General features: G+C 70.5%; 20 protein-coding genes and 2 pseudogenes. 11 read left to right on the top strand and 11 right to left on the bottom strand.

Going from position 1 to position 22550, the window contains the following annotated elements:
• Window positions 1–90 precede the first annotated feature (90 nt).
• Window positions 91–1026, bottom strand: coding sequence for a dihydropteroate synthase (locus LJ657_RS38110; RefSeq protein ID WP_232653879.1), 936 nt, complete (start codon window positions 1024–1026; stop codon window positions 91–93).
• A 208-nt stretch (window positions 1027–1234) separates the two neighbouring features.
• Here LJ657_RS38110 and LJ657_RS38105 point away from each other — a divergent pair, with 208 nt between their 5' ends.
• The 7 genes and pseudogenes from LJ657_RS38105 (at window position 1235) to LJ657_RS38075 (ending at window position 7421) form a co-directional block, all read left to right on the top strand.
• Window positions 1235–1474 (top strand): hypothetical protein, encoded by a 240-nt coding sequence (locus tag LJ657_RS38105; RefSeq protein ID WP_232653876.1) that lies wholly within the window; start codon window positions 1235–1237, stop codon window positions 1472–1474.
• A gap of 130 nt (window positions 1475–1604) precedes the next feature.
• Window positions 1605–2813 carry a right-handed parallel beta-helix repeat-containing protein gene (locus tag LJ657_RS38100; protein WP_232653873.1) on the top strand — a complete coding sequence of 403 codons (1209 nt, stop codon included), beginning with the start codon at window positions 1605–1607 and terminating at the stop codon, window positions 2811–2813.
• A gap of 52 nt (window positions 2814–2865) precedes the next feature.
• A complete protein-coding gene (locus tag LJ657_RS38095; protein ID WP_232653870.1) occupies window positions 2866–3288 on the top strand; it encodes a (2Fe-2S) ferredoxin domain-containing protein in 423 nt (140 codons plus the stop codon).
• A gap of 64 nt (window positions 3289–3352) precedes the next feature.
• Window positions 3353–3729, top strand: a pseudogene (locus LJ657_RS38090) (GTP-binding protein); the annotation flags it as partial.
• 20 nt (window positions 3730–3749) lie between these two features.
• Entirely contained in the window at window positions 3750–3899 is a 150-nt protein-coding gene (locus tag LJ657_RS38085) for a hypothetical protein (RefSeq protein ID WP_232653867.1), read from the top strand.
• A gap of 52 nt (window positions 3900–3951) precedes the next feature.
• Complete coding sequence (locus tag LJ657_RS38080) at window positions 3952–4950, top strand: LLM class flavin-dependent oxidoreductase (RefSeq protein ID WP_232653865.1); 999 nt, start codon at window positions 3952–3954, stop codon at window positions 4948–4950.
• Window positions 4951–5078: 128 nt separating this feature from the next.
• Window positions 5079–7421, top strand: coding sequence for an ATP-binding cassette domain-containing protein (locus LJ657_RS38075; RefSeq protein WP_232653863.1), 2343 nt, complete (start codon window positions 5079–5081; stop codon window positions 7419–7421).
• A gap of 36 nt (window positions 7422–7457) precedes the next feature.
• On the opposite strand, the gene LJ657_RS38070 is transcribed toward LJ657_RS38075, so the two are convergent.
• Together LJ657_RS38070 and LJ657_RS38065 are read right to left on the bottom strand one after the other, a co-directional pair.
• Complete coding sequence (locus LJ657_RS38070) at window positions 7458–7976, bottom strand: P-loop NTPase family protein (RefSeq protein WP_232653861.1); 519 nt, start codon at window positions 7974–7976, stop codon at window positions 7458–7460.
• A gap of 36 nt (window positions 7977–8012) precedes the next feature.
• Window positions 8013–9194 (bottom strand): alanine--tRNA ligase-related protein, encoded by a 1182-nt coding sequence (locus LJ657_RS38065; protein ID WP_372488026.1) that lies wholly within the window; start codon window positions 9192–9194, stop codon window positions 8013–8015.
• 304 nt (window positions 9195–9498) lie between these two features.
• On the opposite strand from LJ657_RS38065, the pseudogene LJ657_RS38060 reads away from it, so the two are divergent.
• Window positions 9499–9624: pseudogene (locus LJ657_RS38060) on the top strand (MBL fold metallo-hydrolase); the annotation flags it as partial.
• 20 nt (window positions 9625–9644) lie between these two features.
• Complete coding sequence (locus tag LJ657_RS38055; protein WP_232653952.1) at window positions 9645–9980, top strand: hypothetical protein; 336 nt, start codon at window positions 9645–9647, stop codon at window positions 9978–9980.
• Window positions 9981–10008: 28 nt separating this feature from the next.
• Here the strand turns inward: LJ657_RS38055 and LJ657_RS38050 are convergent, their stop codons facing one another.
• The 5 genes from LJ657_RS38050 to LJ657_RS38030 all read right to left on the bottom strand — a co-directional run bounded on the left by LJ657_RS38050 (window position 10009) and on the right by LJ657_RS38030 (window position 15206).
• On the bottom strand, window positions 10009–10818 hold the full coding sequence (locus tag LJ657_RS38050) for a lysophospholipid acyltransferase family protein (RefSeq protein WP_232653859.1): 810 nt from the start codon (window positions 10816–10818) through the stop codon (window positions 10009–10011).
• Window positions 10818–11588: a GNAT family N-acetyltransferase gene (locus LJ657_RS38045; RefSeq protein WP_232653856.1), complete on the bottom strand. Its 771-nt coding sequence runs from the start codon at window positions 11586–11588 to the stop codon at window positions 10818–10820. Before LJ657_RS38045 ends, LJ657_RS38050 begins: the two co-directional genes overlap by 1 nt.
• Window positions 11589–11837: 249 nt before the next feature.
• Window positions 11838–12587 (bottom strand): succinate dehydrogenase/fumarate reductase iron-sulfur subunit, encoded by a 750-nt coding sequence (locus LJ657_RS38040; protein WP_232653853.1) that lies wholly within the window; start codon window positions 12585–12587, stop codon window positions 11838–11840.
• Entirely contained in the window at window positions 12584–14533 is a 1950-nt protein-coding gene (locus LJ657_RS38035; RefSeq protein ID WP_232653851.1) for a fumarate reductase/succinate dehydrogenase flavoprotein subunit, read from the bottom strand. Before LJ657_RS38035 ends, LJ657_RS38040 begins: the two co-directional genes overlap by 4 nt.
• Window position 14534: 1 nt before the next feature.
• Window positions 14535–15206: a succinate dehydrogenase gene (locus tag LJ657_RS38030; RefSeq protein WP_232653931.1), complete on the bottom strand. Its 672-nt coding sequence runs from the start codon at window positions 15204–15206 to the stop codon at window positions 14535–14537.
• Window positions 15207–15326: 120 nt separating this feature from the next.
• Between LJ657_RS38030 and LJ657_RS38025 the strand changes: the two genes are divergently transcribed.
• Together LJ657_RS38025 and LJ657_RS38020 are read left to right on the top strand one after the other, a co-directional pair.
• Window positions 15327–16214, top strand: a complete 888-nt coding sequence (locus LJ657_RS38025; protein ID WP_123969158.1) for a LysR family transcriptional regulator — start codon at window positions 15327–15329, stop codon at window positions 16212–16214.
• Window positions 16215–16254: 40 nt separating this feature from the next.
• On the top strand, window positions 16255–17487 hold the full coding sequence (locus LJ657_RS38020; protein ID WP_232653849.1) for an outer membrane protein assembly factor BamB family protein: 1233 nt from the start codon (window positions 16255–16257) through the stop codon (window positions 17485–17487).
• A gap of 14 nt (window positions 17488–17501) precedes the next feature.
• Here the strand turns inward: LJ657_RS38020 and LJ657_RS38015 are convergent, their stop codons facing one another.
• The 3 genes from LJ657_RS38015 to LJ657_RS38005 form a co-directional block, all read right to left on the bottom strand.
• Entirely contained in the window at window positions 17502–19637 is a 2136-nt protein-coding gene (locus tag LJ657_RS38015; RefSeq protein WP_232653847.1) for a putative bifunctional diguanylate cyclase/phosphodiesterase, read from the bottom strand.
• The gene (locus LJ657_RS38010; RefSeq protein ID WP_232653844.1) at window positions 19634–20446 is read right to left on the bottom strand and encodes an SAM-dependent methyltransferase; all 813 of its coding nucleotides are present in this window, start codon (window positions 20444–20446) and stop codon (window positions 19634–19636) included. Before LJ657_RS38010 ends, LJ657_RS38015 begins: the two co-directional genes overlap by 4 nt.
• A 290-nt stretch (window positions 20447–20736) precedes the next feature.
• Entirely contained in the window at window positions 20737–21699 is a 963-nt protein-coding gene (locus tag LJ657_RS38005; protein WP_232653841.1) for an SCO0930 family lipoprotein, read from the bottom strand.
• Window positions 21700–22550: the final 851 nt, after the last annotated feature.

Raw genomic sequence — 22550 nt, 5'->3', positions numbered from 1 at the left:
ACGCCCACCCTAGACAGGGGCGCCAGGGGGCACTCCGGCAAGCCACGGCTGAGTGGGCTGGTCCAGCACGGCGGGGTGCGGTCCTGGAATTCACCGGTCGGTCGACTCGGCCCGGCCCTGACTGAAGGCTTGAGGGTCGAGCTCCCGGAGAGCAGCCAGTACCGCCCTGATCCGAGGGACTTCGTGAGTGCGGTAAATACCTGTTCCTCCTATATGCGCCAAAACCGCAAAGAAACCTTCAGCGGTGCGAAACTCGTCCTCGAACAGACTAAAAGCATGCGGTAGGGCGTGGCAGATGGGAAGACCTATGCGCCGCAATCGGAATGTATTAAGGAGGGCCCTGGCCTGATAGTGAATTCGAACGCCGGCGGTTACAGACCCCTCCTGAGAGAAGCCGATTCCAGGGTCAATGGCGATTCGATCGACTCCCACCGAGCGAGCGCGTTCCACACGCCTGTCAAAGTAGTCAAGCATCCCAGGGATGGGGTCTTCGTCGACACTCCTTGCGTTCACGTCCCGAGCGTTCCCCCCTTCGATATGACACAGAATGATTGTCGCCTGATGGTCGGCCACTATTGGAAATATTTCACCGTCGGACGCCAATCCGCCGGAGTAGTTCAAGAGGAGCGCCCCCGCTTCCAAGCACGATCGGGCGACGGCAGGCTCGTAGGTCTCGATTGAAACGACGACACCTTGCTCAGCAAGCTCCTTCACGACTGGCACCAGGACGGCGATCTGTTCGCGTGCCGTCACCTGCACAGTACGGGGATTACTGGACTCAGCGCCGATATCGACGACATCGGCTCCTTGCGCCGCAAGAATAAGCCCTTTTCGAACAGCGGACCCGGTTGAGGTCGCGACACTCTCTCGATATGTCGAGTCCTGAGAAAGGTTGATGCACCCCATTATGACAGGGGTGGCGTCGACGTCGATTATCTGATCCCCCACGCGAAGTGGGTCGACAGGCAAGGAGAGATCATCCTCAAAACGCCGCGCCAAAGCCAGCAAATCGGTAAGGGAAATCATCCGACCCCACTCTCGACTAAAATTCGGATCGCTTCGAGTCCGTACACTACATTTCGTTTCAGTAGGCCATGCAACATTCCGGGGTGGCCTTGGACTTGCCGACCTCTGGATGAGCTGCTGCTGCGCAACGCAGGGGCCGTCCCGTGGCTGGCGCATTGACCCCGGACAGCCGCGTGACCTGGGCCGATCCGAGGTCGTTGACCCGGCTATGAAGAAGATCAGCGTGCTTGCCGCGCTCACCATGACCGGACTCGCGCTCGCCACCCCGGCGCACGCGGACAACGGCAACAACCCCGGCGGCCACATCAACACCGTCAGCCACCGAAGCCCTCTTGCCACCGGACTCTGCAAGGAAGCACTCGCGCTCGTTCCCGTGTTCGCACCGGTATCCGATCAGGCGGTGGACGACGCCTGCAACAACCGCGACCACGACGATCTACACAACTAGTCCGAGCACTCCGGCTTCGCAGGCCGCCGACTGTGAACGTACGCAGGCCGGTGTCCGGTGGCGGGCAACCTTCCCGTCACCGGCGGCCACTGCCGAGCGACACCACAGGCAGGCGGAGGCGGGAGGCCCCATGCGCAGGAATGCGGCGATCTGGACGGCGGCAGTCGTGAGCGCGGCGCTGATGACGGGATCAGTGACAGCGGGCGAGGCCGCGGCCGCCTCGAAGACCCTGGTCGTGGCCACGAACGGGGACGACTCCGCGCCCGGCACCCTCGCGCACCCCCTCAAGACCATCCAGAAGGCGGTCGACCTGGCGACTCCCGGCGACGTCATCACCGTCCGCGGCGGCACCTACGCCCTGACCGACAACATCACCATCGCCACCTCGGGCACGGCGTCCCAGCCCATCACACTGAGCGCCTACCAGGGCGAGCGCGTCGTGGTCGACGGCGAGCAACTGCCCGCCGGCCACACGCCGGTCGGAGGCAGCATCCCGCGGGCCGAGCGCGGGACGATCCATCAGGAGGCCTCGTACTGGCACATCTTTGGACTGGAGATCGTCAACGGGCCGTACGGTCTCTACTGCGACGGCTGCAACGGCAACGTCTTCTCCCACCTGTCCACGCACGACAACTACGAGTCCGGCTTCCAGCTCCAGGGCGCCTCAAGCAACAACCAGATCCTGAACCTGGACAGTTACCTCAACCGCGACCCGCGCAAGAACGGCGAGAGCGCCGACGGCCTGGCCCTCAAGGAGGGCAGCGGCACCGGCAACGTCGTACGCGGCGCACGCCTGTGGAACAACGTCGACGACGGCTTCGACTCGTGGAAGTTCGCCTCGCCGATCCTGATCGAGAACTCGGTGGCGTACGGCAACGGCTTCAACCGCTGGAACTTCCCCGACTTCGCCGGCGACGGCAACGGCTTCAAACTGGGCGGCGGCACCCCGGCCCCGGCGGTGGGACACATGGTTCGGGGCAGCGTCGCCTTCAAGAACGCCGCGCACGGCTTCACGGACAACGGCAACCCCGGCGCCCTCGCCCTGACCCACGACTCCGCCTACGCCAACGCCGGCACCGGCTTCGACGCCGACGTCTCGGGCGGGACCGCCACCCTCACCGCCAACCTCTCGGTCGCCGACGGACGCGCCGCCTCCCTGGGTTCGGCCACCGTCTCCAAGAGCAACTCCTGGGATCTGGGCGGTACTTGGAACGCCTCCTCGGTCCTCAGCACGGACCCGACCCCCCTCACGGGCCCACGCGCGGCCGACGGTTCGCTGCCGTCGGCACCACAATTCCTCGTACCGCGGGGCGGGGCGAACATCGGAGCCCGGTTCTGATCCGCCCGCCCCGGTGCGGCGGGACCCAGGGGGTATGGATCATGCTTCTCCCATGCCGTCTGCCTTTCCCTCCCCCCGCCGCACCCTGATCGGCGCGGCCCAGCAGCGCCCCTGCACCCTCGTCGTCTGCCGGGGCTGCTGCTGCGGCGATCCGCGCAAACACCCCGGCACGGACCACGCCTGGCAGCTGGACCGGCTGCGCGCCGCGGCGGCCGAGCATGGCTTCCAGGTCCGTACGACCGACTGCCTGGGCCCCTGCGACCAGGCGAACGTCATCGTCGTCCAGCCGTCGGCGGCGGGGCGCCGGGCCGGTGGTCGGGCCACCTGGGTCGGTTTCGCGATGGACGACGGCTGCACGGAGGAGGTCGCCGGCTGGGCGGCGGCGGGCGGTCCGGGCATCGCCGAACCGCCCGTGACGCTGGAGCTGCAGTTCATCCAGCCGCCACGGGACGCAAGGGTGCGTAGCCGCCGGTGAACCACTGCAGGGCTGAACGCGCGATGCCGTACGACAAGCCGTTCGGCCGCCTGCCCTCACCGTCCTGTCCGGCTTCCTGGGGGCGGGCAAGACCACGCTGCTCAACCAGGTCCTCGCGGGCCGCGAGGGCCTGCGGGTGAGGTCGACCGGCTGGCCCGTGAGGGCCGCTTCGACGATCTCCTGATCGAGTCGTCGGGCATCTCCGAGCCGATGCCGGTCGCGGCCGCCTTCGCCTTCGCCTTCGCCCGAGACGACGGCGCCACCCTGGGCGATGTCGCCGGGCTGGACACCATGGTCACGGTCGTGGACGCGGCGCACCTCCTGCCCGAGCTGGAGGGCGGTGACGAACTCGCCGAGCGTGGAGTCTCCCCGTACGAGGACGACGATCGCACCGTCAGCGATCTCCTCGTCGACCAGGTCGGGTTCGCGGACGTCATCGTCCCGATTCGTGGCGTGGCGTCATGGCCTACGCCGTCGTGTTCGGGATGGCTCGGCCGGCGCTCACCCGCACCATCGACCAGCGCGCCGAGAAGCTTCTGGCGGCCGAGCCCGCCCCGGACGAGGTGAAGCAGCTGGAGAAGGCACCGGAGGATCACCAGGACCTCATGTGACCAGCGCCCGGGAGGGCGGGAATGCCGTGGCCTGTCATGTGTTGAACTCCGTGTGAGCACCCTGATCGCCGCCACCCGTTTCTCCGTCCTCGACCGCTCCCGCACCCGCGAGGGCCACACGGACGCGGAGGCGCTGCGCGACACCGTGCGGCTGGCCCAGGAGCTGGAGGGGCTCGGCTATCACCGCTTCTGGGTGTCCGAGCACCACGGGGTGCCGGGCGTGGCGGGTTCCGCGCCCACCGTGCTGGCCGCCGCCGTCGCAGGTGCGACGCGCACGATCCGGGTCGGCACGGGCGGTGTGATGCTGCCCAACCACCGGCCCTTGGTCGTGGCCGAGCAGTTCGGGGTGCTGGAGTCGCTCTATCCCGGGCGGATCGACATGGGGCTGGGGCGGTCGGTCGGCTTCACGGGCGGGGTGCGCAAGGCGCTGGGGCGGGACAAGGGCGACGCCGAGGACTTCGGGTCGCAGCTGGAAGAGCTGCTCGGCTGGTTCCGCGGGACGTCCCCGACGGGTGTGCACGCACGCCCCGCGGAGGGCCTGACCGTGCCGCCGTTCGTACTGGCCATGGGCGAGGGTGCCGCGGTCGCGGCCCGCGCGGGCCTGCCGATGGTGATCGGCGACCTCCGCAACCGCGAGAAGATGCAGCGCGGCATCGACCACTACCGCGCCCACTTCCGGCCCTCCGTGTGGGCGAGCGAACCGTACGTCGTCATCTCCGGCACGGTCGCGGTGGCCGCCACGCCCGAAGAGGCACGGCGGCTGCTGGTCCCGGAGGCCTGGTCGATGGCGTACTCCCGCACGCACGGCACCTTCCCGCCGCTGCCGCCCGCCGAGCGCGTCGAGGGCCTCGCCATGACCGGGAAGGAGCGTGGTTTCTACGAGTTGGGGCTCGCCGGTCACATCGCGGGCACCGAGGAGCAGGTCGTGCACGAGCTGGAGACGGTGCTGAAGGCGACGGGCGCGCAGGAGGTGCTGGTCACCACCAGTACGTACGACCGTGCCGCGCTGGTGGACTCGTACCGGCGGCTCGCCCGTGTCACCTCCCGGTAGTGATCACGCACTGAAGGCCATGGTGTTCGGTACCTCCCTCGCGGTGCCGGACGGATCACGAGTCGCCGACGGCTTAGACTCGCGGCGTTTGTCCCGCCCCAGCCGAAGAACCGTAGGAGTTCCTGCTCATGCACGACTCACACGACCCCTACGTCCGCGTCCGCGGCGCCCGCGAGCACAATCTCAAAGGCGTGGACGTCGACATCCCGCGGGACGTGTTGACCGTGTTCACAGGGATCTCCGGGTCGGGGAAGTCCTCGCTCGCCTTCGGGACCATCTACGCCGAGGCCCAGCGCCGCTACTTCGAGTCGGTCGCACCGTACGCGCGCCGTCTGATCCACCAGGTCGGCGCGCCCAAGGTCGGTGAGATCACCGGACTGCCGCCCGCGGTCTCCCTCCAGCAGCGCCGCTCGGCCCCGACGTCCCGTTCGTCCGTCGGCACGGTCACCAATCTGTCGAACTCCCTGCGGATGCTGTTCTCCCGGGCCGGCGACCACCCGCCCGGCGCCGCACGCCTCGACTCCGACGCCTTCTCCCCGAACACGGCCGCCGGCGCCTGCCCGGAGTGCCACGGCCTGGGCCAGGTCCACCGTACGACCGAGGAGTTGCTGGTCCCCGACCCGTCGCTGTCGATCCGCGGGGGCGCGATCGCCGCCTGGCCGGGCGCCTGGCAGGGCAAGAACCTTCGCGACATCCTCGACGCGCTCGGCCACGACGTGGACCGGCCGTGGCGCGAACTCCCCGCCGACCAGCGGGAATGGATCCTCTTCACCGACGAGCAGCCGGTCGTCACCGTGCACCCGGTACGGGAGGCGGACCGCATCCAACGGCCGTACCAGGGCACGTACATGAGCGCCCACCGGTACGTCATGAAGACCTTCTCCGACTCCAGGAGCGCCACCCTCCGGGCCAAGGCCGAACGCTTCCTCACCAGTGCCCCGTGCCCGGCGTGCGGTGGCAGCCGGCTGCGTCCCGAGGCGCTGGCGGTGACCTTCGCGGGCCGCACGATCGCCGAGCTGGCCGCGCTGCCGCTGACCGACCTCACGGGCTGCCTGGTGGCGGGCGACGAGACCGCCCGCGTCCTCACCGAGGACCTCACCTCCCGTATCGCGCCGGTTCTCGAACTCGGCCTCGGCTACCTCAGTCTGGACCGCCCCACCCCCACCCTCTCGGCGGGCGAGCTGCAACGGCTGCGCCTGGCGACGCAGCTGCGCTCCGGGCTGTTCGGTGTCGTCTACGTCCTCGACGAGCCGTCCGCCGGCCTGCACCCGGCGGACACGGAAGCCCTGCTCACGGTCCTGGAGCGGCTGAAGTCGTCGGGGAACTCGGTGTTCGTCGTCGAGCACCACCTCGACGTCGTGCGCGGTGCCGACTGGCTGGTGGACGTGGGGCCGCTCGCCGGCGAGCACGGCGGAGAGGTGCTGCACAGCGGACCGGTGGCGGACCTCGCCTCGGTCCCGCAGTCGGCGACGGCCCGCTTCCTCTTCGACCGCTCCCCCGCCTCGGTACGCCAAGTGCGCACCGGCCGCGGCGAGTTGAAGGTCGGGCCGGTCACCCGGCACAACCTGCGCGGGGTGACGGCCGAGTTCCCTCTCGGCGTGTTCACCGCGGTCACCGGTGTGTCCGGATCCGGCAAGTCGACGCTCATCGGCGAGATCACCGAGGACCTGCCGGGCGTGGAACGCCTGGTCTCCGTCGATCAGAGGCCCATCGGCCGCACCCCACGCTCCAACCTCGCCACCTACACGGGCCTCTTCGACGTCGTACGCAAGGTGTTCGCGGCCACCGACGAGGCGCAGGCCCGTGGTCACGGCGTCGGACGCTTCTCCTTCAACGTGGCCGGCGGGCGCTGCGAGACCTGCCAGGGCGAGGGGTTCGTCAGCGTCGAGCTGCTGTTCCTGCCGAGCACGTACGCGCCGTGCCCGGACTGCGGCGGGGGCCGCTACAACTCCGAGACGCTCGAAGTGACGTACCGTGGCCTGAACATCGCGCAGGTGCTGGACCTGACGGTGGAGAGCGCGGCGGAGTTCTTCGCGGACACCCCGGCGGTGGCCCGCAGCCTCACCACCCTGCTCGACGTCGGTCTCGGCTACCTCCGTCTCGGCCAGCCCGCCACCGAACTCTCCGGCGGCGAGGCCCAGCGCATCAAGCTGGCCGGCGAGCTGCAGCGCGGGCGCCGCGGACCCACCCTCTACCTCCTCGACGAGCCGACCACCGGTCTCCACCCGGCCGACGTCGAGGTCCTGATGCGGCAGCTGCACGGTCTCGTCGACGCCGGTCACACGGTGATCGTCGTGGAACACGACATGTCGGTCGTCGCCGGTGCGGACTGGGTGATCGACCTGGGGCCGGGCGGCGGGGACGCGGGCGGGCGGATCGTGGCCGCGGGGACGCCGTCGGAGGTGGCGGGCGTCGCGGGGAGCGCTACGGCACCGTATCTGGGACGGGTGCTGCCGCCGCGGACGGTGTGAGCGCAGGCGCCGGGTACGACGAAGCCGCTGCCGGCGTCACAGGGATGCCAACCAGGCGGCGGTGTCGTCGGGGTGCGGGAACCGGACGGTGCGGAGGGGCGCGAAGCGGGGATCGCTCGTACGCCGTGCGATCTCGCGGCGGCGGCCGGTGTGCTGGGACCAGGCCCACCACACCGGGTGTCCCCTGCTGAGCCAGCCCGCCCAGGTCTCCCTGTTGCCGCCGAAGACCCGTTCGCGGGTGACCGTGCGCCGCAGGGAACGGCGCAGCACGCGAGGCATCACGACACGCCTGCCGTAGTCCAGCCAGAGTACGGTGTCGGCCTGCTCCCAGAGCAGGTCACGGACCTCCGGGTAGCCGATGCTGTCGATGATCCAGCGGGGTTCGGCCGTGACGCGTGCCACCGCCTCGGCCAGCCTGTCGTTGACAGCCCAGTCCGGGCCGACGAAATACAGGGCGTCCAGCTCGTGGCAGGGGACGTCTAGACGCTCGCTCACGGCCCGCGCGAGCGTGGACTTGCCCGCACCCGTGACACCCACCACCAAGATCCGCTGCATGCGGGCACGGTACAGCGCAGGCGAGACCGAAGGATTTCACCCGAGCAGACCGGCCACCAGGTCGCGGGGCAGGCCGTGGGTGTCGTGGAGGTAGTGGTAGTCCTCCTCGCTCAGCGGGCCTTTGAACTCCGGGCGGGAGAGGATGCGTCGGCCGCGTTCGAGGAGCTTGGTGAAGCGGTGCTCCTCGTGCAGGAGGACCTCGCGGACGGTGTCGGTCCGGCAGGGCTGGTGGAAGTGGTCCAGGGTGTGGTCCACGAGTTCCAGGGGCAGGTCGGTCAGGGTGTGTGAGGGGTCGTCGCGGCGCAGAGTGGTGAGGAGGCGGCGGATCAGGCGGCGCAGTACATGGCCGCGACCGGTGTTGGACGGGCGTACGCCGTCGCCGAGTACGACGATGCTCGAGCGCAGGTGGTCGCAGACGAGACGGGTCGAGGGCCCGTCCAGGTCCCACAGCGGCGGGAGCAGTCGCGTCCACGGTTCGAACAGGTCCGTGTCGTAGACCGAACGGTGGCCTTGCAGGACGGTCGTCAGCCGTTCCAGGCCCATGCCCGTGTCGATGGCGGGCTGCGGCAGGGGTTCGAGGGTGCCGTCCTCGTTGCGGCGGTAGCGCATGTTGACGTGGTTCCAGATCTCCACCCAGCGGGGGTCGGTGGTGGGGGTGCCCCGGGGCGGGGTGCCGGGGCCGCCGGTCCAGACGAAGATCTCCGAGTCGGGGCCGCAGGGGCCGACCGGGCCGTTGGACCACCAGTTCTCGTCGTCGGTGAGCTCCACTGGCAGCCCCAGCTCCTGCCAGGTGCGCTGCGATTCGGTGTCGGGGCCGATCTGGTCGTCGCCGCCGAAGGCCGTGACGTGCAACCGCTCACGCGGGATGCCGAACCCGTCGCGCAGCAGCTCGTACCCCCACCGCAGGCTCTGTGGGTGGCCGTAGTCGCCGAGCGACCACGAGCCGAGCATCTCGAAGACCGTCAGATGGGTGGGGTCGCCGATCTCGTCGAGGTCGGTGGTGCGCAGGCAGCGCTGGACGTTGACCAGGCGCCGTCCCTGGGGATGGGGACGGCCCTGGAGGTAGGGCGTGAGGGGGTGCATCCCGGAGGTGGTGAACAGCACCGGGTCCGAGGGCGGCGGCAGGAGGGAGCTGCCGGTGATGAGCTGGTGCCCGCGGTCACGGTAGAAGTCGGTGAACGTCCGCAGGGTCTGTTCGGTGTTCAGGGTGGTGCTCATGGCGTGTTCCTTCAGGTCGTGGGGACCGGAACGGACCGCCGGAGCAGCGCCCGCGCACCTGTGAGACTGCGCGGAGGGGTGGAACCGGATCCCGGCGATCCGTTTCCGGCCGCCGGGGAGAGGTGGAGGGGTCAGGCGTCGGCAGCCGGGGAGCTGGTCGCTCGCGCGGCTGCGGTGTGGGTACGACAGTGCCTGACCTTCATGGAGGGAACGCTAACAGGGGGCGTGGGACGCGTCTTCCGGTTTTCCCGGCATCGCCTCTCTGGCCTTCAGGGCGTCGCGTAACGACGGGTTCCGTCTGCTGGTGGATCCCGGCTACGCCTCCCTGCTCCGCCTGCCGCCGCACCACGCCCTCGACGCGGTCGACGCCGTGCTGGTCAGCCACTGGCACCCCGACCACTGCGCCGGCCTCGAACCGTTGCTCCGGGCCCGCGGGCTGAGCGACCGCGCATGCTCGCGGCGGCGTACCGCGTGCACGGGTTCGCCGCCGGCGACCGTTTCGCCGTGGGACCGTTCACCGCCGAGACCTGGCTTCTGCCGCACTTCGTGCTGGCGGGCGCCGACGCGCCCTGCCTGCTGACCGCACGGCCGGCCGGCCGGTACCCCCGCCAGGCGGGCGCCGCCCGGCTCCTGCTCACCCACCTGTGGCGGGGCACGGATCCGACGTGCGAACGGAAGTCGGCCGCGGAGCTCTTCGAGCAGCCGGTCGATGTCGCCGTCCCCCGCCTGGCCACCGAGGCCGCGGAGGCCACCGAGGCCGCGGAGGCCACGGGGGCCGCCTCCTGATCCGGGCGCTGCGGGACGGGCCGGGCGGCTACGCCACCAACGCGGCGTGGATCCAGTCTGCTTGGGCCGTCGCCCCCGGCTGGGCGGCTCGGGCGAGTGAGCGCCGGTCCGGGTGGCTGCCGGGCGCGAGGGCGTCCCGTACGTCGACCTCGGCCACGATTCCTCGCGCCGACACCACCCGCCATACCGAGGCCAGCAGCGAGTCGTCGCCGATGAAGGCGGGTGCCGTGCTGGCCGTGCCCCCGGCGATCCGGTAGCGCAGACGGACCGGCTGTACGGGAACGTCCGCGTCGAGGGCGGCCTGGAAGACCGCGCGGCGGAAGTTGCCCTGGGCGCGTCCGCACCAGGTGCTGCCCTCGGGGAAGACGGCCACGGCGTGCCCGTCGCGCAGGGCGTCCGCGATGCGGGCGACCGTCTCCGGGAGTGCGCGCAGCCGTTCCCGGTCGATGAACAGCGCCCCACTGCTCGCCGTCAGCCAGCCGGCGACGGGCCAGCCCCGGATGTCGGACTTGGCCAGCATGCGGGCCGGGCGGACCGCGGCGAGCAGCGGGATGTCCAGCCAGGAGATGTGGTTGGCGGCCAGGAGCAGTCCGCCGGTGGGCGCGGCGGTGCCGGTGATACGGACCTGGACCCCCGCGGCCCGCACGATCCACCGGCACCACCGCTTCACCAGCTCGGCGGGGATCCGCCCGCCGAGCGGCAGCAGCATGATCCCGACGAGCATCAGGACCACGACCGCCGCCATCCGCAGCACGGCACGCGGTACGGCCGTGGCGGACCCCGTCGGCTCGATGCACGCCCGCGGGGTACAGGGCGCGCTGGGCTGCCAGACGCTCATCAGGCGGGCACGAGGGAGAGGAAGTGCCGCAGGTAGCGCGGGTTGACCCGGCGCATCGACAGCAGCACGTACAGGTCGGCGACCCCGAAGTCCGGGTCGTGGGCAGGCTGGGCGCACACCCAGGCGCCGAGGCGGAGGTAGCCGCGCAGCAGGGCGGGCAGTTCGGTGCCGGCGGCCGGCGCGGCGGCGTCCGGGACCCAGGGCAGCAGCGGCCGTACGCGGTACTCCTCCGGGGCCAGGTTCTTGCCCCGGACCTTCTCCCAGGTGGCGGAGGCGAGCGCGCCGCCGTCGGCGAGCGGGATGGAGCAGCAGCCGGCCAGCCACTCGTGGCCGCGGTCCACCATGTAGCGGGCGATGCCGGCCCAGATGAGGCTGATGACGGCGCCGTCGCGGTGGCCGGGGTGCACGCAGGAACGGCCGACCTCGACCAGTCCGGGGCGTATCGGGTCGAGCGCCGTCAGGTCGAACTCGACCTCGGAGTACAGGCGTCCGGCCACCGCGGCACGCTCCGGCGGCAGCAGCCGGTAGGTGCCGACGACCTGGCCGGTGATCTCCTCGCGTACCAGCAGATGGTCGCAGTAGGCGTCGAAGGCGTCGATGTCGTGGCCGGGCTGCGGGGTGGCCAGCAGGGCGCCCATCTCACCGGCGAAGACTTCGTACCGCAGCCGCTGCGCGGCGCGCACGTCGGCCTCGTCGCGGGCGAGGGACACGGTGTAGCGGGTGGGTGCGGCGGGCTTCGGGGGACGGTCGAGGGTGGTGACGCCGGTCATGGCTCTCTCCTGGTCGCGGGCCGTTCGGCGGAGCGGGAGCAGACGGGGACGTGCGATCTCCCGCCCCTGTTCTTCCGATGCCGGCTGACCTTGGCGTGACAGGCGCAGAGAGAGCGGGTGTGAGCTTGTTGAACGGCTCGCTCAGGCCGGGCATGCCGAGCAGTACGGGCGTGACAAGCGAGACGGGGCCGGGGAGCACCACTCCCGGCCCCGCCCGTCCGCGCATGACGGCGAACGCTTGTGGTGGCGCTACCGCTTCGCCACCTTGCGAGTGGCCCGCAGCCATTCCTTGTTCATGCTCGTGATGGACACCAGCGGAATGCCCTTCGGGCAGGCGGTGGCGCACTCCCCGGTCAACGTGCAGCCGCCGAAGCCCTCTTCGTCCATCTGCGCCACCATGTCCAGCACCCGGGTCTCGCGTTCCGGTGCGCCCTGCGGCAGCACGTTCAGGTGGTTGATCTTGGCGGAGGTGAAGAGCATCGCCGCGCCGTTCGGGCAGGCCGCCACGCAGGCCCCGCAGCCGATGCACTCGGCGTGTTCGAAGGCGAAATCTGCGTCCGGCTTCGGTACGGGGGTGGCGTGGGCGTCGGGTGCCGAGCCGGTCGGGGCGGTGATGTAGCCGCCGGCCTGGATGATCCGGTCGAACGCCGACCGGTCCACCACCAGGTCCTTGATCACCGGGAAGGCGGAGGCGCGCCAGGGCTCGATGTCGATCGTGTCGCCGTCCTGGAAGGACCGCATGTGCAGCTGGCAGGTGGTGGTGCGCTCGGGGCCGTGCGCGTCGCCGTTGATGACGAGCGAACACGCGCCGCAGATGCCCTCGCGGCAGTCGTGGTCGAAGGCGACGGGGTCCTCACCGCGCAGGATGAGCTCCTCGTTGAGGGTGTCGAGCATCTCCAGGAACGACATGTCGGAGGAGATGCCGTCCACCTCGTATGTGGACATGGCGCCTTCGGCGTCGGCGTTCTGCTGCCGCCAGACGCGCAGGGTGAGCTTCATGCGTAGCTCCGCTGGGTGGGGTGGACGTACTCGAAGACCAGGTCTTCCTTGTGCAGCGTCGGTGCCTCGCCGGTTGCGGTGAACTCCCAGGCGGCCGCGTACGCGAACTCCTCGTCCCTGCGCGCGGCTTCACCGTCCGGGGTCTGCGATTCCTCGCGGAAGTGGCCGCCGCAGGACTCCGCCCGGTGCAGTGCGTCGAGGCACATGAGCTCGGCGAGTTCGAGGTAGTCGACGACGCGGTTGGCCTTCTCCAGCGACTGGTTGAACTCCTCGCCGGTGCCGGGCACCTTGATGCGCCGCCAGAACTCCTCGCGGATCTGCGGGATGCGCTCCAGTGCCTTGCGCAGTCCGCTGTCGGTGCGGGCCATGCCGCAGAACTCCCACATGAGTTCGCCGACCTCGCGGTGGAAGGAGTCGGGGGTGCGGTCGCCGTCGACGGACAGGAGGAGGTTGAGGCGGTCCTGGGTCTCCGCCAACGCCTCCTGGACCGCCGGGTGTTGGATGGTGACCGGCTCGTGGCCCGGATTGCGGGCGAGGTAGTCGTTGATGGTCGCCGGCAGCACGAAGTAGCCGTCCGCCAGGCCCTGCATCAGTGCGGACGCGCCGAGGCGGTTCGCGCCGTGGTCGGAGAAGTTGGCCTCGCCGATCGCGAACAGGCCCGGGATCGTGGTCTGCAGGTCGTAGTCGACCCACAGCCCGCCCATCGTGTAGTGCACGGCGGGGTAGATCCGCATCGGGACGGTGTACGGATCCTCGGCGGTGATCCGCGCGTACATGTCGAAGAGGTTGCCGTACTTCTCCTCGACGGCCCCCCGGCCCATCCGCTGGATGGCGTCGGCGAAGTCCAGGTAGACACCTTGCCCGCCTGGCCCCACTCCCCTGCCCTCGTCGCAGACGTTCTTGGCGGCGCGGGAGGCGATGTCGCGCGGGACCAGGTTGCCGAAGGAGGGGTAGATGCGCTCCAGGTAGTAGTCGCGCTCGTCCTCGGGGATCTTGCTCGGTGGACGGTCGTCGCCCTTGGCCCTGGGCACCCAGATCCGGCCGTCGTTGCGCAGCGACTCGCTCATCAGGGTGAGCTTGGACTGGTGGTCGCCGGTGCGCGGGATGCAGGTCGGGTGGATCTGGGTGAAGCAGGGGTTGGCGAAGTAGGCGCCGCGCCGGTGGGCCCGCCAGATGGCGGTGGCGTTGGAGTTCATGGCGTTCGTCGACAGGTAGAAGACGTTTCCGTAGCCGCCGCTGGCCAGGACGACGGCGTCCGCGAAGTGGGTGTCGATACGGCCGGTGATGAGATCACGCGCCACGATGCCGCGCGCCTTGCCGTCGATGACGATCAGGTCGAGCATCTCGGTGCGCGGGTGCATCTCGACATTGCCCGCGGCGATCTGTCGGCTCAGCGCCTGGTAGGCGCCCAGCAGGAGCTGCTGGCCCGTCTGTCCGCGGGCGTAGAAGGTCCGCGAGACCTGCACGCCGCCGAAGGAGCGGGTGTCGAGCAGGCCGCCGTATTCGCGGGCGAACGGCACGCCCTGCGCCACGCACTGGTCGATGATCTCGACGGAGATCTGCGCGAGCCGGTGGACATTGGACTCGCGGGCGCGGAAGTCGCCGCCCTTGACGGTGTCGTAGAACAGGCGGTGGACGGAGTCGCCGTCGTTGCGGTAGTTCTTCGCGGCGTTGATGCCGCCCTGAGCGGCGATGGAGTGGGCGCGGCGCGGGGAGTCCTGGTAGCAGAACTGCACGACGTGGTAGCCCTGTTCGGCGAGGGTGGCCCCGGCGGATCCGCCCGCCAGACCGGTGCCGACCACGATCACCGTGTGCCTGCGGCGGTTGGCCGGGTTGACCAGCTTGGCCTCGAAACGGCGCTTGTCCCAGCGCTCGTTGACGGGGCCGGGGGGCGCCTTGTGGTCGACGACCGGCTCACCTGTGCTGTAGTCCACGAAGGTTGTCATGTCAGCTCACCACTCCGGTCATGACGCCCACCGGTACGGCGATGAAGCCGGCCGTGAGCAGCAGTGCGAGGACGTTGCCGATGGTCTTCAGGGCGCGGTCGCGGGTGCGGCTGCCGACGCCGAGGGTCTGGGCGGCGCTCCAGAAGCCGTGCTGGATGTGCAGGCCGAGGGCGAGCATCGCGACGATGTAGATCACGTTGCCGTACCAGGTGGAGAAGGTGTCCACGACGTTCTGGTACGGGTGGCCCTCCTGGAAGCCGCCCGGGTGCACGGTGCCGGTCGTCAGGTCCAGGATGTGCCAGACGATGAACAGGCCGAGGATGATCCCGCCCCAGCGCATGGTGCGCGTCGCGTAGCCGGCCTTCGCCTTCTTGTGCACGTACTTGCTCGGCCGTGCCTTGATGTCACGGCGGCTGAGCTGGTAGGCGGACGTGGCGTGGGCGACGACCGCGACCACGAGCACGACGCGGATCAGCCAGAGCGTCCACTCGTAGTGCATGAAGGGTTCGCCGATGGTGCGCAGCCAGTGGGCGTAGTGGTTGAACTCGCCCGCCCCGAAGTAGATCTTCAGGTTGCCGATCATGTGGACGACCAGGTACAGCAGCATGATCACGCCGCTGACGGCCATCACCGTCTTCTTGCCGACGGAGCTGTCCCACACGGTGCGCGCCATGGACGGCCGTCGGTCAGTCCGCGTTGCCAGAGCCATGGGTCAAGACGCTAGGGCCGAAGGCCCCGATCGGTCCAAGACATGGTCCGGCTTGATTCCATAGTTGGCGGCTATCGTAGGAGGATGCAGTTCCAGCAGCTCCAGTACTTCGTGGCGGTCGCCGAGACGCGGCACTTCACCCGGGCCGCGGACCTGGTCCATGTCGCGCAGCCCTCCCTGTCCCAGCAGATCAAGGCGCTGGAGCGGGAGCTGGGGGCCGATCTGTTCCTGCGGGCGCGCGGCAACATCACCCTCACCGACGCGGGCGAGGCGCTGCTGCCGCTGGCCCGGCGCATCCTGGCCGACGCGGACACGGCCCGGCACGAGGTGCAGGAGCTGGTGCAGCTGCGCAGCGGCCGGGTCCGCCTCGGCGCGACCCCGAGCCTGTGCACGGGCCTGCTGCCCGACGTACTGCGCGCCTTCCACGACCGCTATCCCGGCATCCGGCTGCTGATCGAGGAAGGCGGCTCCCACGATCTCGTACGGGAACTCGCCCGCGGCGCCCTCGACCTCGCCCTGGTCGTGCTGCCGCTGCCGACGCCGTCCCCGGCGCTCACCACGGTGGAGCTGCTGCGCGAGGACCTGGTGGTGGTGTCGTCCCCGGAGTCTCCCGCGCCCGCCGGTCCGGGCCGGCGCACGGTACGCATCGCCGACCTGGAGAGCGAACCCCTGGTGATGTTCCGGCACGGCTACGACCTGCGCGAACTGACCGTGGCCGCATGCCGTGCCGAGGGCTTCGAGCCGGACTTCGCGGTGGAGGGCGGTGAGATGGACGCGGTGCTGGGCTTCGTGCGGGCGGGTCTCGGGGTGGCCGTCGTACCCCGCATGGTCGCGACGCGGTCCGGGCGGGGACTACGGGTCACCCCGCTGGCCCGCCCAGGCCTGCACCGCACGATCGCGCTGGCCCACCGCAGCGATGTGGCTCCGCCACGGGCGGCTCGGGAGTTGCAGCGGATGCTGCTGGAGCGCTGAGCGGTCGTAGCATGGGGTTCTCACACGGGGGTGGGCGGGGATGAAACGGCGCATCGTTGCGGTGGGCGCGGCACTGCTGGTGCTGGTGGGGTGCGCGGGGAACACCGCGTCCGGCGGGCCGAAGAGCCCGGCGGTCGCGTCACCGTCCGGCGGCTCCGAGCCGACGGTGGAGACGTCCCCGACGTCCGTCTCGGGCCCGTGGCGCGCGTGGACGGCGTCCCTCTCCAGCCACGAGGCCCACGGCAGTTGCGGCGCGACAGCGCACCAGGTGGTGTGCGCGACCGACTCCGGCGGATTCGTGGGGCGTTCGCGGGCCGACGGCCGTGTCACCTGGACCGTGCCCGCGGGCGACCACGGAAAGAGCGCCGGACTGGTCGTCGACGCGGCCGACGAACGTGCCGTGACCGGGGTCGCGGGTGTGCTCCACGCGGCGAACCTGCGGACGGGGACGCAGGCGTGGACCCATCAACTACCCACCGGACGCGCCTACTTCGCTGTCGGCGCCGCGGACGGAATCGTCTACGCTCTCGACGCACCGGATCCCTTCACCGGCACCGCCGTCCTCGACGCCGTGCGCGCATCGGACGGCACGCCCCTCTGGCACCGGACCATCGCCTGGAGCACGGGCGAACCCCTGGCCGCCTTCCGGGGCCGCGTCTACACGGCCGACGGCACCCGGGTCACCGCCCGCGACGCCCGGAGCGGCGACACCGTGGCGGCCGGCCCCACGGGAGTCGAGTGCCCGCATCTCGTGACCGGCGGCCACTACCTGGTCTGCACCGGCAGCCCGATCTCCGCCGGGGACACCTTCGCGCCCATGCGGCACCTGGATCCGGCGACGCTGAGGCCGCTGCCGACACCGAGGAACACGGCCGACAAGCCCGTACGCGGGGTGATCTCCGAGGACGGGGTCCTGGTGCTGTACGAGGCCGGCGCCGAGGACACGAGTGCGGGCAACTGGAACGCGTACGACCTCGAGAACGACCGCAGACTGTGGAGCACATACGCCACCGAGGCGGACGCCACCGTGGCCGACGGCCGGTTCGTGACCTTCACCCCCGTCAACGACCGCACCTCGCGGGGCCGCGTGATCACGATCGACCTGCACGCCGGTCCGCAGGGGACCGGAACCGCCGCGCCCCGCATGTCCGCGGCGTACCCGCAGACCAGAGGCGGCGAATACCCCGTGGTCGTCGCGCCGGGCGGGGACACGGGCCACGTCGTCGTCATGGCCCGTACCCACGCTTCCCTGCGCTCACTGCCGCTGCCGTAGGGCCGGGGCGGGACTCAGCCCGTCGCGTCCACCAGCGCCAGTTGGTGCAGCCGGTCGGGTGGGCCCGGCCGGGCGTAGTACCAGCCCTGGGCGGTGTCGCAGCCCAGTATCCGCAACTGCTCGGCCTGCGCCCCGGTTTCCACGCCCTCCACCGTCACCGCGAGGTCGAGGCTGTGGGCCAGGGAAACGATCCCTTCGACGATCTTGAGGTCGACGGGGTCCGCCGGGAACTGCTGCATGCTCTGGGTGAAGGAGCGGTCCAGCTTGAGGATGCTCACCGGCAGGCGGCGCAGGTTCGCCAGGTTCGAGTACCCGGTGCCGAAGTCGTCGAGGGCGATGTCGACGCCCATCTCGGCAAGGCGGCGCAGCGGCTTGAGGAGGTCGTCGTCGGCGCCGATCAGTGCCGACTCGGTGACCTCCAGGCACAGCGCGTCCGGCTCGACGCCCGCGCGCTCCAGGATGTCCACGGTGTCCTGGACCAGGCCGGGGTGGGTGAGCTGGCAGGGCGAGAGGTTGACGTTGATACGGAGGGGGCCCGCGTCGTCGTAGCGTTCTCGCCATTCGCGGGCCTGGCGGACGGACTGTTCCAGGACCCAGCGGCCGAGCGGCACGATGAGACCGGTGTGTTCGGCGAGCGGGATGAAGCGGTCCGGGCCGAGGATGCCGTGCTGCGGGTGCAGCCAGCGGACCAGGGCCTCGGCGCCGCGCACGCTGCCGTCGCCGAGGTGGACCAGTGGCTGGTACTCGATGAAGAACTCGCCCCGGTCCAGGGCCGCCGGCAGGGCGGTGGTCAGTCCGTGCCGGGTGATGGCGCGGGCGTCGGCCTCCTCGTCGGCCAGCTCGAAGCGGTTGCCGCCCGCCGACTTGGCCCGGTACATGGTGATGTCGGCGCTGCGCAGCACCTCCGCGGGGCTGCGTTCGCCCGCCGGGCCCTCGACGATGCCGATGCTGCCGCGCACGGTCAGTTCCCGGCCGTCGATGCTGATCGGGGCGATGAGGGCGTTCATGATGCGGGCGGCGAGCTCGTCGACCTCCCGCTCGGTGTCGGCGCCGGTGGTCAGCGCCACGAACTCGTCGCCGCCGAGCCGGGCGACCATCTCGCCGGGCGCGGTCGCGCAGCCCTGCAGCCGGTCGGCGACCTCGACGAGCAGCCGGTCGCCGGCCGCGTGGCCGAGGCTGTCGTTGACGGTCTTGAAGCCGTCCAGGTCGAGGTAGCACAGGCCGTAGCGCTGGCCCCGGCCCGCGCCCAGCGCCTTCTCCAGGCGTTCGAAGAAGAAGGTGCGGTTGGGCAGGCCGGTGAGCGCGTCGTGCGTGGCCTCGTAGCGCAGCCGGAGGTTGAGCAGCCGCCGCTCGGTGGTGTCCTCCATGAGGGCGAGCTGGTACTGCGGGTTGCCGTCCGGGTCGCGCAGGAGGGAGACCGTCAGGTTGGTCCACAGGACCGTTCCGTCGGGGCGGTAGAAGGCCTTTTCGACGTGGTAGTGCTCGCGCTCGCCGCGGACGAGTTCCTCGTAGAGCTTCCAGGTCTGCGGCGCGTCCTCGGGGTGGGTCCACTCCTGGACGTTGCGGCCGTGGGCCATCTTGTCCGTGATGCCGAACATGCGCAGCAGCGCGCCGTTGACCTGGAGGATCTGGCCCTCCAGGTCGGCGATGCCGATTCCTATGGCCGCGCCCTCGAAGACCGCGCGGAAGCGGGCCTCCGTCGCGTGCAGCGCCTGCGCGACGACGCCCTGCGCCTTCAGGGCGGCCGCGGAGATCGCCTCCTGCTCGGCCAGGGTCCGCTCGCGCAGCGCCGCGGCGAAGCCGGCGGCCATGGCGTGCTGCAACCGCGAGGAACGCGTCCGCAGTTCCTCCTGGTCGCCGTTCTCACCGCAGTAGAGCACCAGGTAGGCGTCGACGCAGTCCAGGGTGCGGGTGAGCGCGTCCGGGTCGGTGCAGTGCGCGGCGACGAGGGCGGCGCCGACCGCCCGGCCCGCGTCCGCATCGAGGGTCCGGGTGTGCAGGGCCTGGCTCAACCGACGGGCCAGCGGCAGGAGCTGCTCCTCGAACTCCGGCCGGGTCAGCGATGTCGAGGTCACCGGGAACACCGCCCGGCTCCAGATCGTCGCGAACCTGCGCTGTCTGTCCTGCTGCCCGTCCGGCTCCGCGATCACGCCGTGATCCCCACGCCGACGAACCCGGAGAAGGCATACGGATCCTCGTCCTCCGGTGCCTCCTGCGGCCGCCACAGCGGCGGCGCCACCAGTCCCGGTTCCACCATGTCGTACCCCTCGAAGAACCGCGCGATGTCGTCGCGCGAGCGCATGATCAGCGGGTTGCGGATGTCCTTGTACACGTCCACCGCGCCCTCGGCCCGCTCCGGCGGCAGCGGAATTCCCTCGTACGAGGCGTGCGTGAGGACGAGCAGGCTGCCCGGCGCGAGCGCGTCGCGCAACTCAGCCACCGCCTCGTAAGGGTCGTCCGCGTCTTCCACGAAGTGCAGTATGGCAACGAGAAGCAGCGCCACTGGCCGGTTCAGGTCGATCAGGCGCTCCACTCCGGGGCTCGCGAGGATCTCCTGGGGCTTGCGAAGGTCGGCGGCGACGACTCCCGTGCCGTCGTTGCCCGCGAGGACCGCCTGGCTGTGCGCGACGGCGACCGGGTCGTGGTCGACGTACACCACGCGCGCGCCGGAGTTCGCCGACTGCGCCACTTCGTGGACGTTGCCGAAGGTGGGGATGCCGGAGCCGACGTCCAGGAACTGGTCGATGCCCTCGCCGACCGCGAAGCGCACCGCGCGCCGCATGAACGCCCGGTTCGCCTGCATGATCTTCGGAAGTCCCGGCATGAACTCCATCGCCTTGCGGGCCGCCTCCCGGTCGACCTCGAAGTTGTGCGAACCGCCCAGGTAGTAGTCGTAGATCCGCGAGACACTGGGCACCGAGATGTCGATGCTCCGTGGGGCCCAGGCGGGACGCTCCATCTATCTCTCCAAGGCGTAGGCGATCCGGTGTTCGAGCTGAGGCTACTGATCGCCCGCCAACGGGGCGAGCCCAAACGGAAATTGACCGTCCGTTCCCGGTCACTGCCTGCGGCACTTGCCGCATTCGCCCGAAGCTGCGCCTTTCGGGGGCTGTGACATCAGCGGCTCCGCCGCGGGCCCCCGACCCCCGGCGGTGAAACGCCAAAGGGTCCGCCCCCTCCGTGCGGTGCGGAGGGGGCGGACCGGGGCCGAACGCGCTGTCGTTGCAATCAACCCTGGGGAGGTGATGGCTACTTCTTCGGCGCGCCGACCGGCTTTCCGTCGGGCGCCATGGCGTACCAGGTGCCGCCCACGCCCTGACCGTTGGTGTCCCCGGGCTTGGTGTCGCCGGAGAACGTGTACGCGGGCCAGCAGTCGACGGTCATCTGCTTGACGCCGTCGGGCCGGGTGAAGCCCATCAGGCCCTTCTTCTCGATGCCCTTGGTGTCGTCCTTGGAGACGATCCCGACCGCCGGCCACTTCTCCAGGCAGGAACCGGTGCAGTTGGAGATCGGCTTCGGCCAGGCCACGTCCTTCAGGAAGCGGTAGACCGTCATTCCGTTCTTGTCGACGACGATGTCACCGAGCTTGGGGTCCTTGCGCACGGACAGGCCGGGCAGGCTCGCCAGGGTGGCCTTCTTGCCGTCGGGGGCCAGCGCGAACCACTTGCCGCCCACCCCCTGACCGGCGACGTCTCCGGCCTTGGCGTCCTTCGCAAAGCGGTACGCGGGCCAGCCGCCGATGGTCAGCTGCTTGGTGCCGTCGGCCCGGGTGACCTCGCCGAGCAGGGCCTTGTCGATGCCGGCGCCGGCGGTGGCGTCGTCCGCGGCGACCGGCGGCCAGGCCTTGGCGCAGTCGCCCTCGCAGTTGGACTTGGGCGGCTCGGCGGTGTCCTCGTCGAAGCGGTACAGCGTCATGCCGTTGCCGTCCGTCAGCACCTTGCCGAGCTCGGCGTTTTGGGTGACGGCGAGCTTGCCCGCGGCCGAGGACTGGGCCCCGGAGTTCTGGCCGTCGGCGCCGTAGCCATTGCTGGGGCTGGCGCTCGCGCCGGCACCGGCTGCGCCGACACTGCCGTAACCGCCCGCCGGGGCGGTGGCGCCCACGTTCTGGCTGCCCACCGATGACGTACCGCTTTCCTGACCGCACGCCGTCGTCAGGGCCAGTACGGCCACAGCGCTTGCCACGAGTGAGGCGCTCCGCCAGGAGGTCTTCATCGTCAACTCCCCAATATCGCAAAGGTGTTGCAGCGCCCTGCTGCGTCGCCGCACGAGCATGGGTACGAATGGGACCCACGGTTGTGTTCAACCGCCTCACAAATTTCTTTCCGGAACCTGCGGCACCGGGGCGGGATCTCGCACATGCGTGCGCTTCCTTGTGCGCCCGGGTGCGCAGCGATCAAACCGCCGTACGGGGCTCGTCCCCCGTTCGAGCCAATCGGGGCGCGATACGGCACGCCCTGGCGCGCCAGGGCTCATGATCTTCGGCGTGTATGGACCCGAACCGACTCAAACTGCCTTCACTGTACGGGCGTTGGTGCGTGGCGCTCCGTGGGATGGGGGGCGATCGGTCGTCTTTCCCATGCGGCCTCGTCGTGGCTCGTCGCGCCCCGTGGCGGAGCCGCGAATCAACACAGCCCCGCGCCCCTTCGGGGCGCGTCTGGCCTGCGTGGTGTCTCTGACCTGGTTCCTGGTGGGGGCACCGGCGGGCGTCGCCGCGGCCGATGCCTGTGCCTACGCCTCGACCGGACCGGACGGTACCCAAGCGGTGGCCGTCGCCGGAGACCTCGGCTGGCCGGCTCCGCCGATGTGTACCGAACCCGCGCCGACACCGAAGCCCCCTCCCACTCCCAGGCCCGCGCCGCCCGAGCCGAAGCCGCCGCCTCCACCTCTGCCTCAGCCTCCGCCTCCTGCGCCCGCACCGAAGCCGACGCCGAAGCCGAAGCCACCGCTGCCTGCCCCGCCCGCCCCGAAGCCCGCGGCACCGCGCCCGCGCGTCACTCCTCCGCCCGCTCCGGCTCCGGTCGCTCCGGCTCCGGTCGCTCCGAAACCGCCGGCGAAGCCGACCC

This window comes from Streptomyces guryensis, assembly GCF_021261325.1.
Lineage (GTDB): Bacteria > Actinomycetota > Actinomycetes > Streptomycetales > Streptomycetaceae > Streptomyces > Streptomyces guryensis.
This window is presented reverse-complemented; position numbering and strand designations above follow the sequence as displayed.

Excerpts from the sequence above, each read along its gene's own strand:
- LJ657_RS38100 (WP_232653873.1), top strand. The coding sequence starts at position 1,605 with ATGCGCAGGAATGCGGCGATCTGGACGGCGGCAGTCGTGAGCGCGGCG.
- LJ657_RS38070 (WP_232653861.1), bottom strand. The coding sequence starts at position 7,976 with ATGCAGCGGATCTTGGTGGTGGGTGTCACGGGTGCGGGCAAGTCCACG.
- LJ657_RS38045 (WP_232653856.1), bottom strand. The coding sequence starts at position 11,588 with ATGACCGGCGTCACCACCCTCGACCGTCCCCCGAAGCCCGCCGCACCC.
- LJ657_RS38005 (WP_232653841.1), bottom strand. The coding sequence starts at position 21,699 with ATGAAGACCTCCTGGCGGAGCGCCTCACTCGTGGCAAGCGCTGTGGCC.
- LJ657_RS38110 (WP_232653879.1), bottom strand. The coding sequence starts at position 1,026 with ATGATTTCCCTTACCGATTTGCTGGCTTTGGCGCGGCGTTTTGAGGAT.
- LJ657_RS38020 (WP_232653849.1), top strand. The coding sequence starts at position 16,255 with ATGAAACGGCGCATCGTTGCGGTGGGCGCGGCACTGCTGGTGCTGGTG.
- LJ657_RS38065 (WP_372488026.1), bottom strand. The coding sequence starts at position 9,194 with ATGAGCACCACCCTGAACACCGAACAGACCCTGCGGACGTTCACCGAC.
- LJ657_RS38035 (WP_232653851.1), bottom strand. The coding sequence starts at position 14,533 with ATGACAACCTTCGTGGACTACAGCACAGGTGAGCCGGTCGTCGACCAC.
- LJ657_RS38075 (WP_232653863.1), top strand. The coding sequence starts at position 5,079 with ATGCACGACTCACACGACCCCTACGTCCGCGTCCGCGGCGCCCGCGAG.
- LJ657_RS38105 (WP_232653876.1), top strand. The coding sequence starts at position 1,235 with ATGAAGAAGATCAGCGTGCTTGCCGCGCTCACCATGACCGGACTCGCG.
- LJ657_RS38095 (WP_232653870.1), top strand. The coding sequence starts at position 2,866 with ATGCCGTCTGCCTTTCCCTCCCCCCGCCGCACCCTGATCGGCGCGGCC.
- LJ657_RS38025 (WP_123969158.1), top strand. The coding sequence starts at position 15,327 with ATGCAGTTCCAGCAGCTCCAGTACTTCGTGGCGGTCGCCGAGACGCGG.
- LJ657_RS38040 (WP_232653853.1), bottom strand. The coding sequence starts at position 12,587 with ATGAAGCTCACCCTGCGCGTCTGGCGGCAGCAGAACGCCGACGCCGAA.
- LJ657_RS38050 (WP_232653859.1), bottom strand. The coding sequence starts at position 10,818 with ATGAGCGTCTGGCAGCCCAGCGCGCCCTGTACCCCGCGGGCGTGCATC.
- LJ657_RS38030 (WP_232653931.1), bottom strand. The coding sequence starts at position 15,206 with ATGGCGCGCACCGTGTGGGACAGCTCCGTCGGCAAGAAGACGGTGATG.
- LJ657_RS38085 (WP_232653867.1), top strand. The coding sequence starts at position 3,750 with ATGGCCTACGCCGTCGTGTTCGGGATGGCTCGGCCGGCGCTCACCCGC.
- LJ657_RS38055 (WP_232653952.1), top strand. The coding sequence starts at position 9,645 with ATGCTCGCGGCGGCGTACCGCGTGCACGGGTTCGCCGCCGGCGACCGT.
- LJ657_RS38010 (WP_232653844.1), bottom strand. The coding sequence starts at position 20,446 with ATGGAGCGTCCCGCCTGGGCCCCACGGAGCATCGACATCTCGGTGCCC.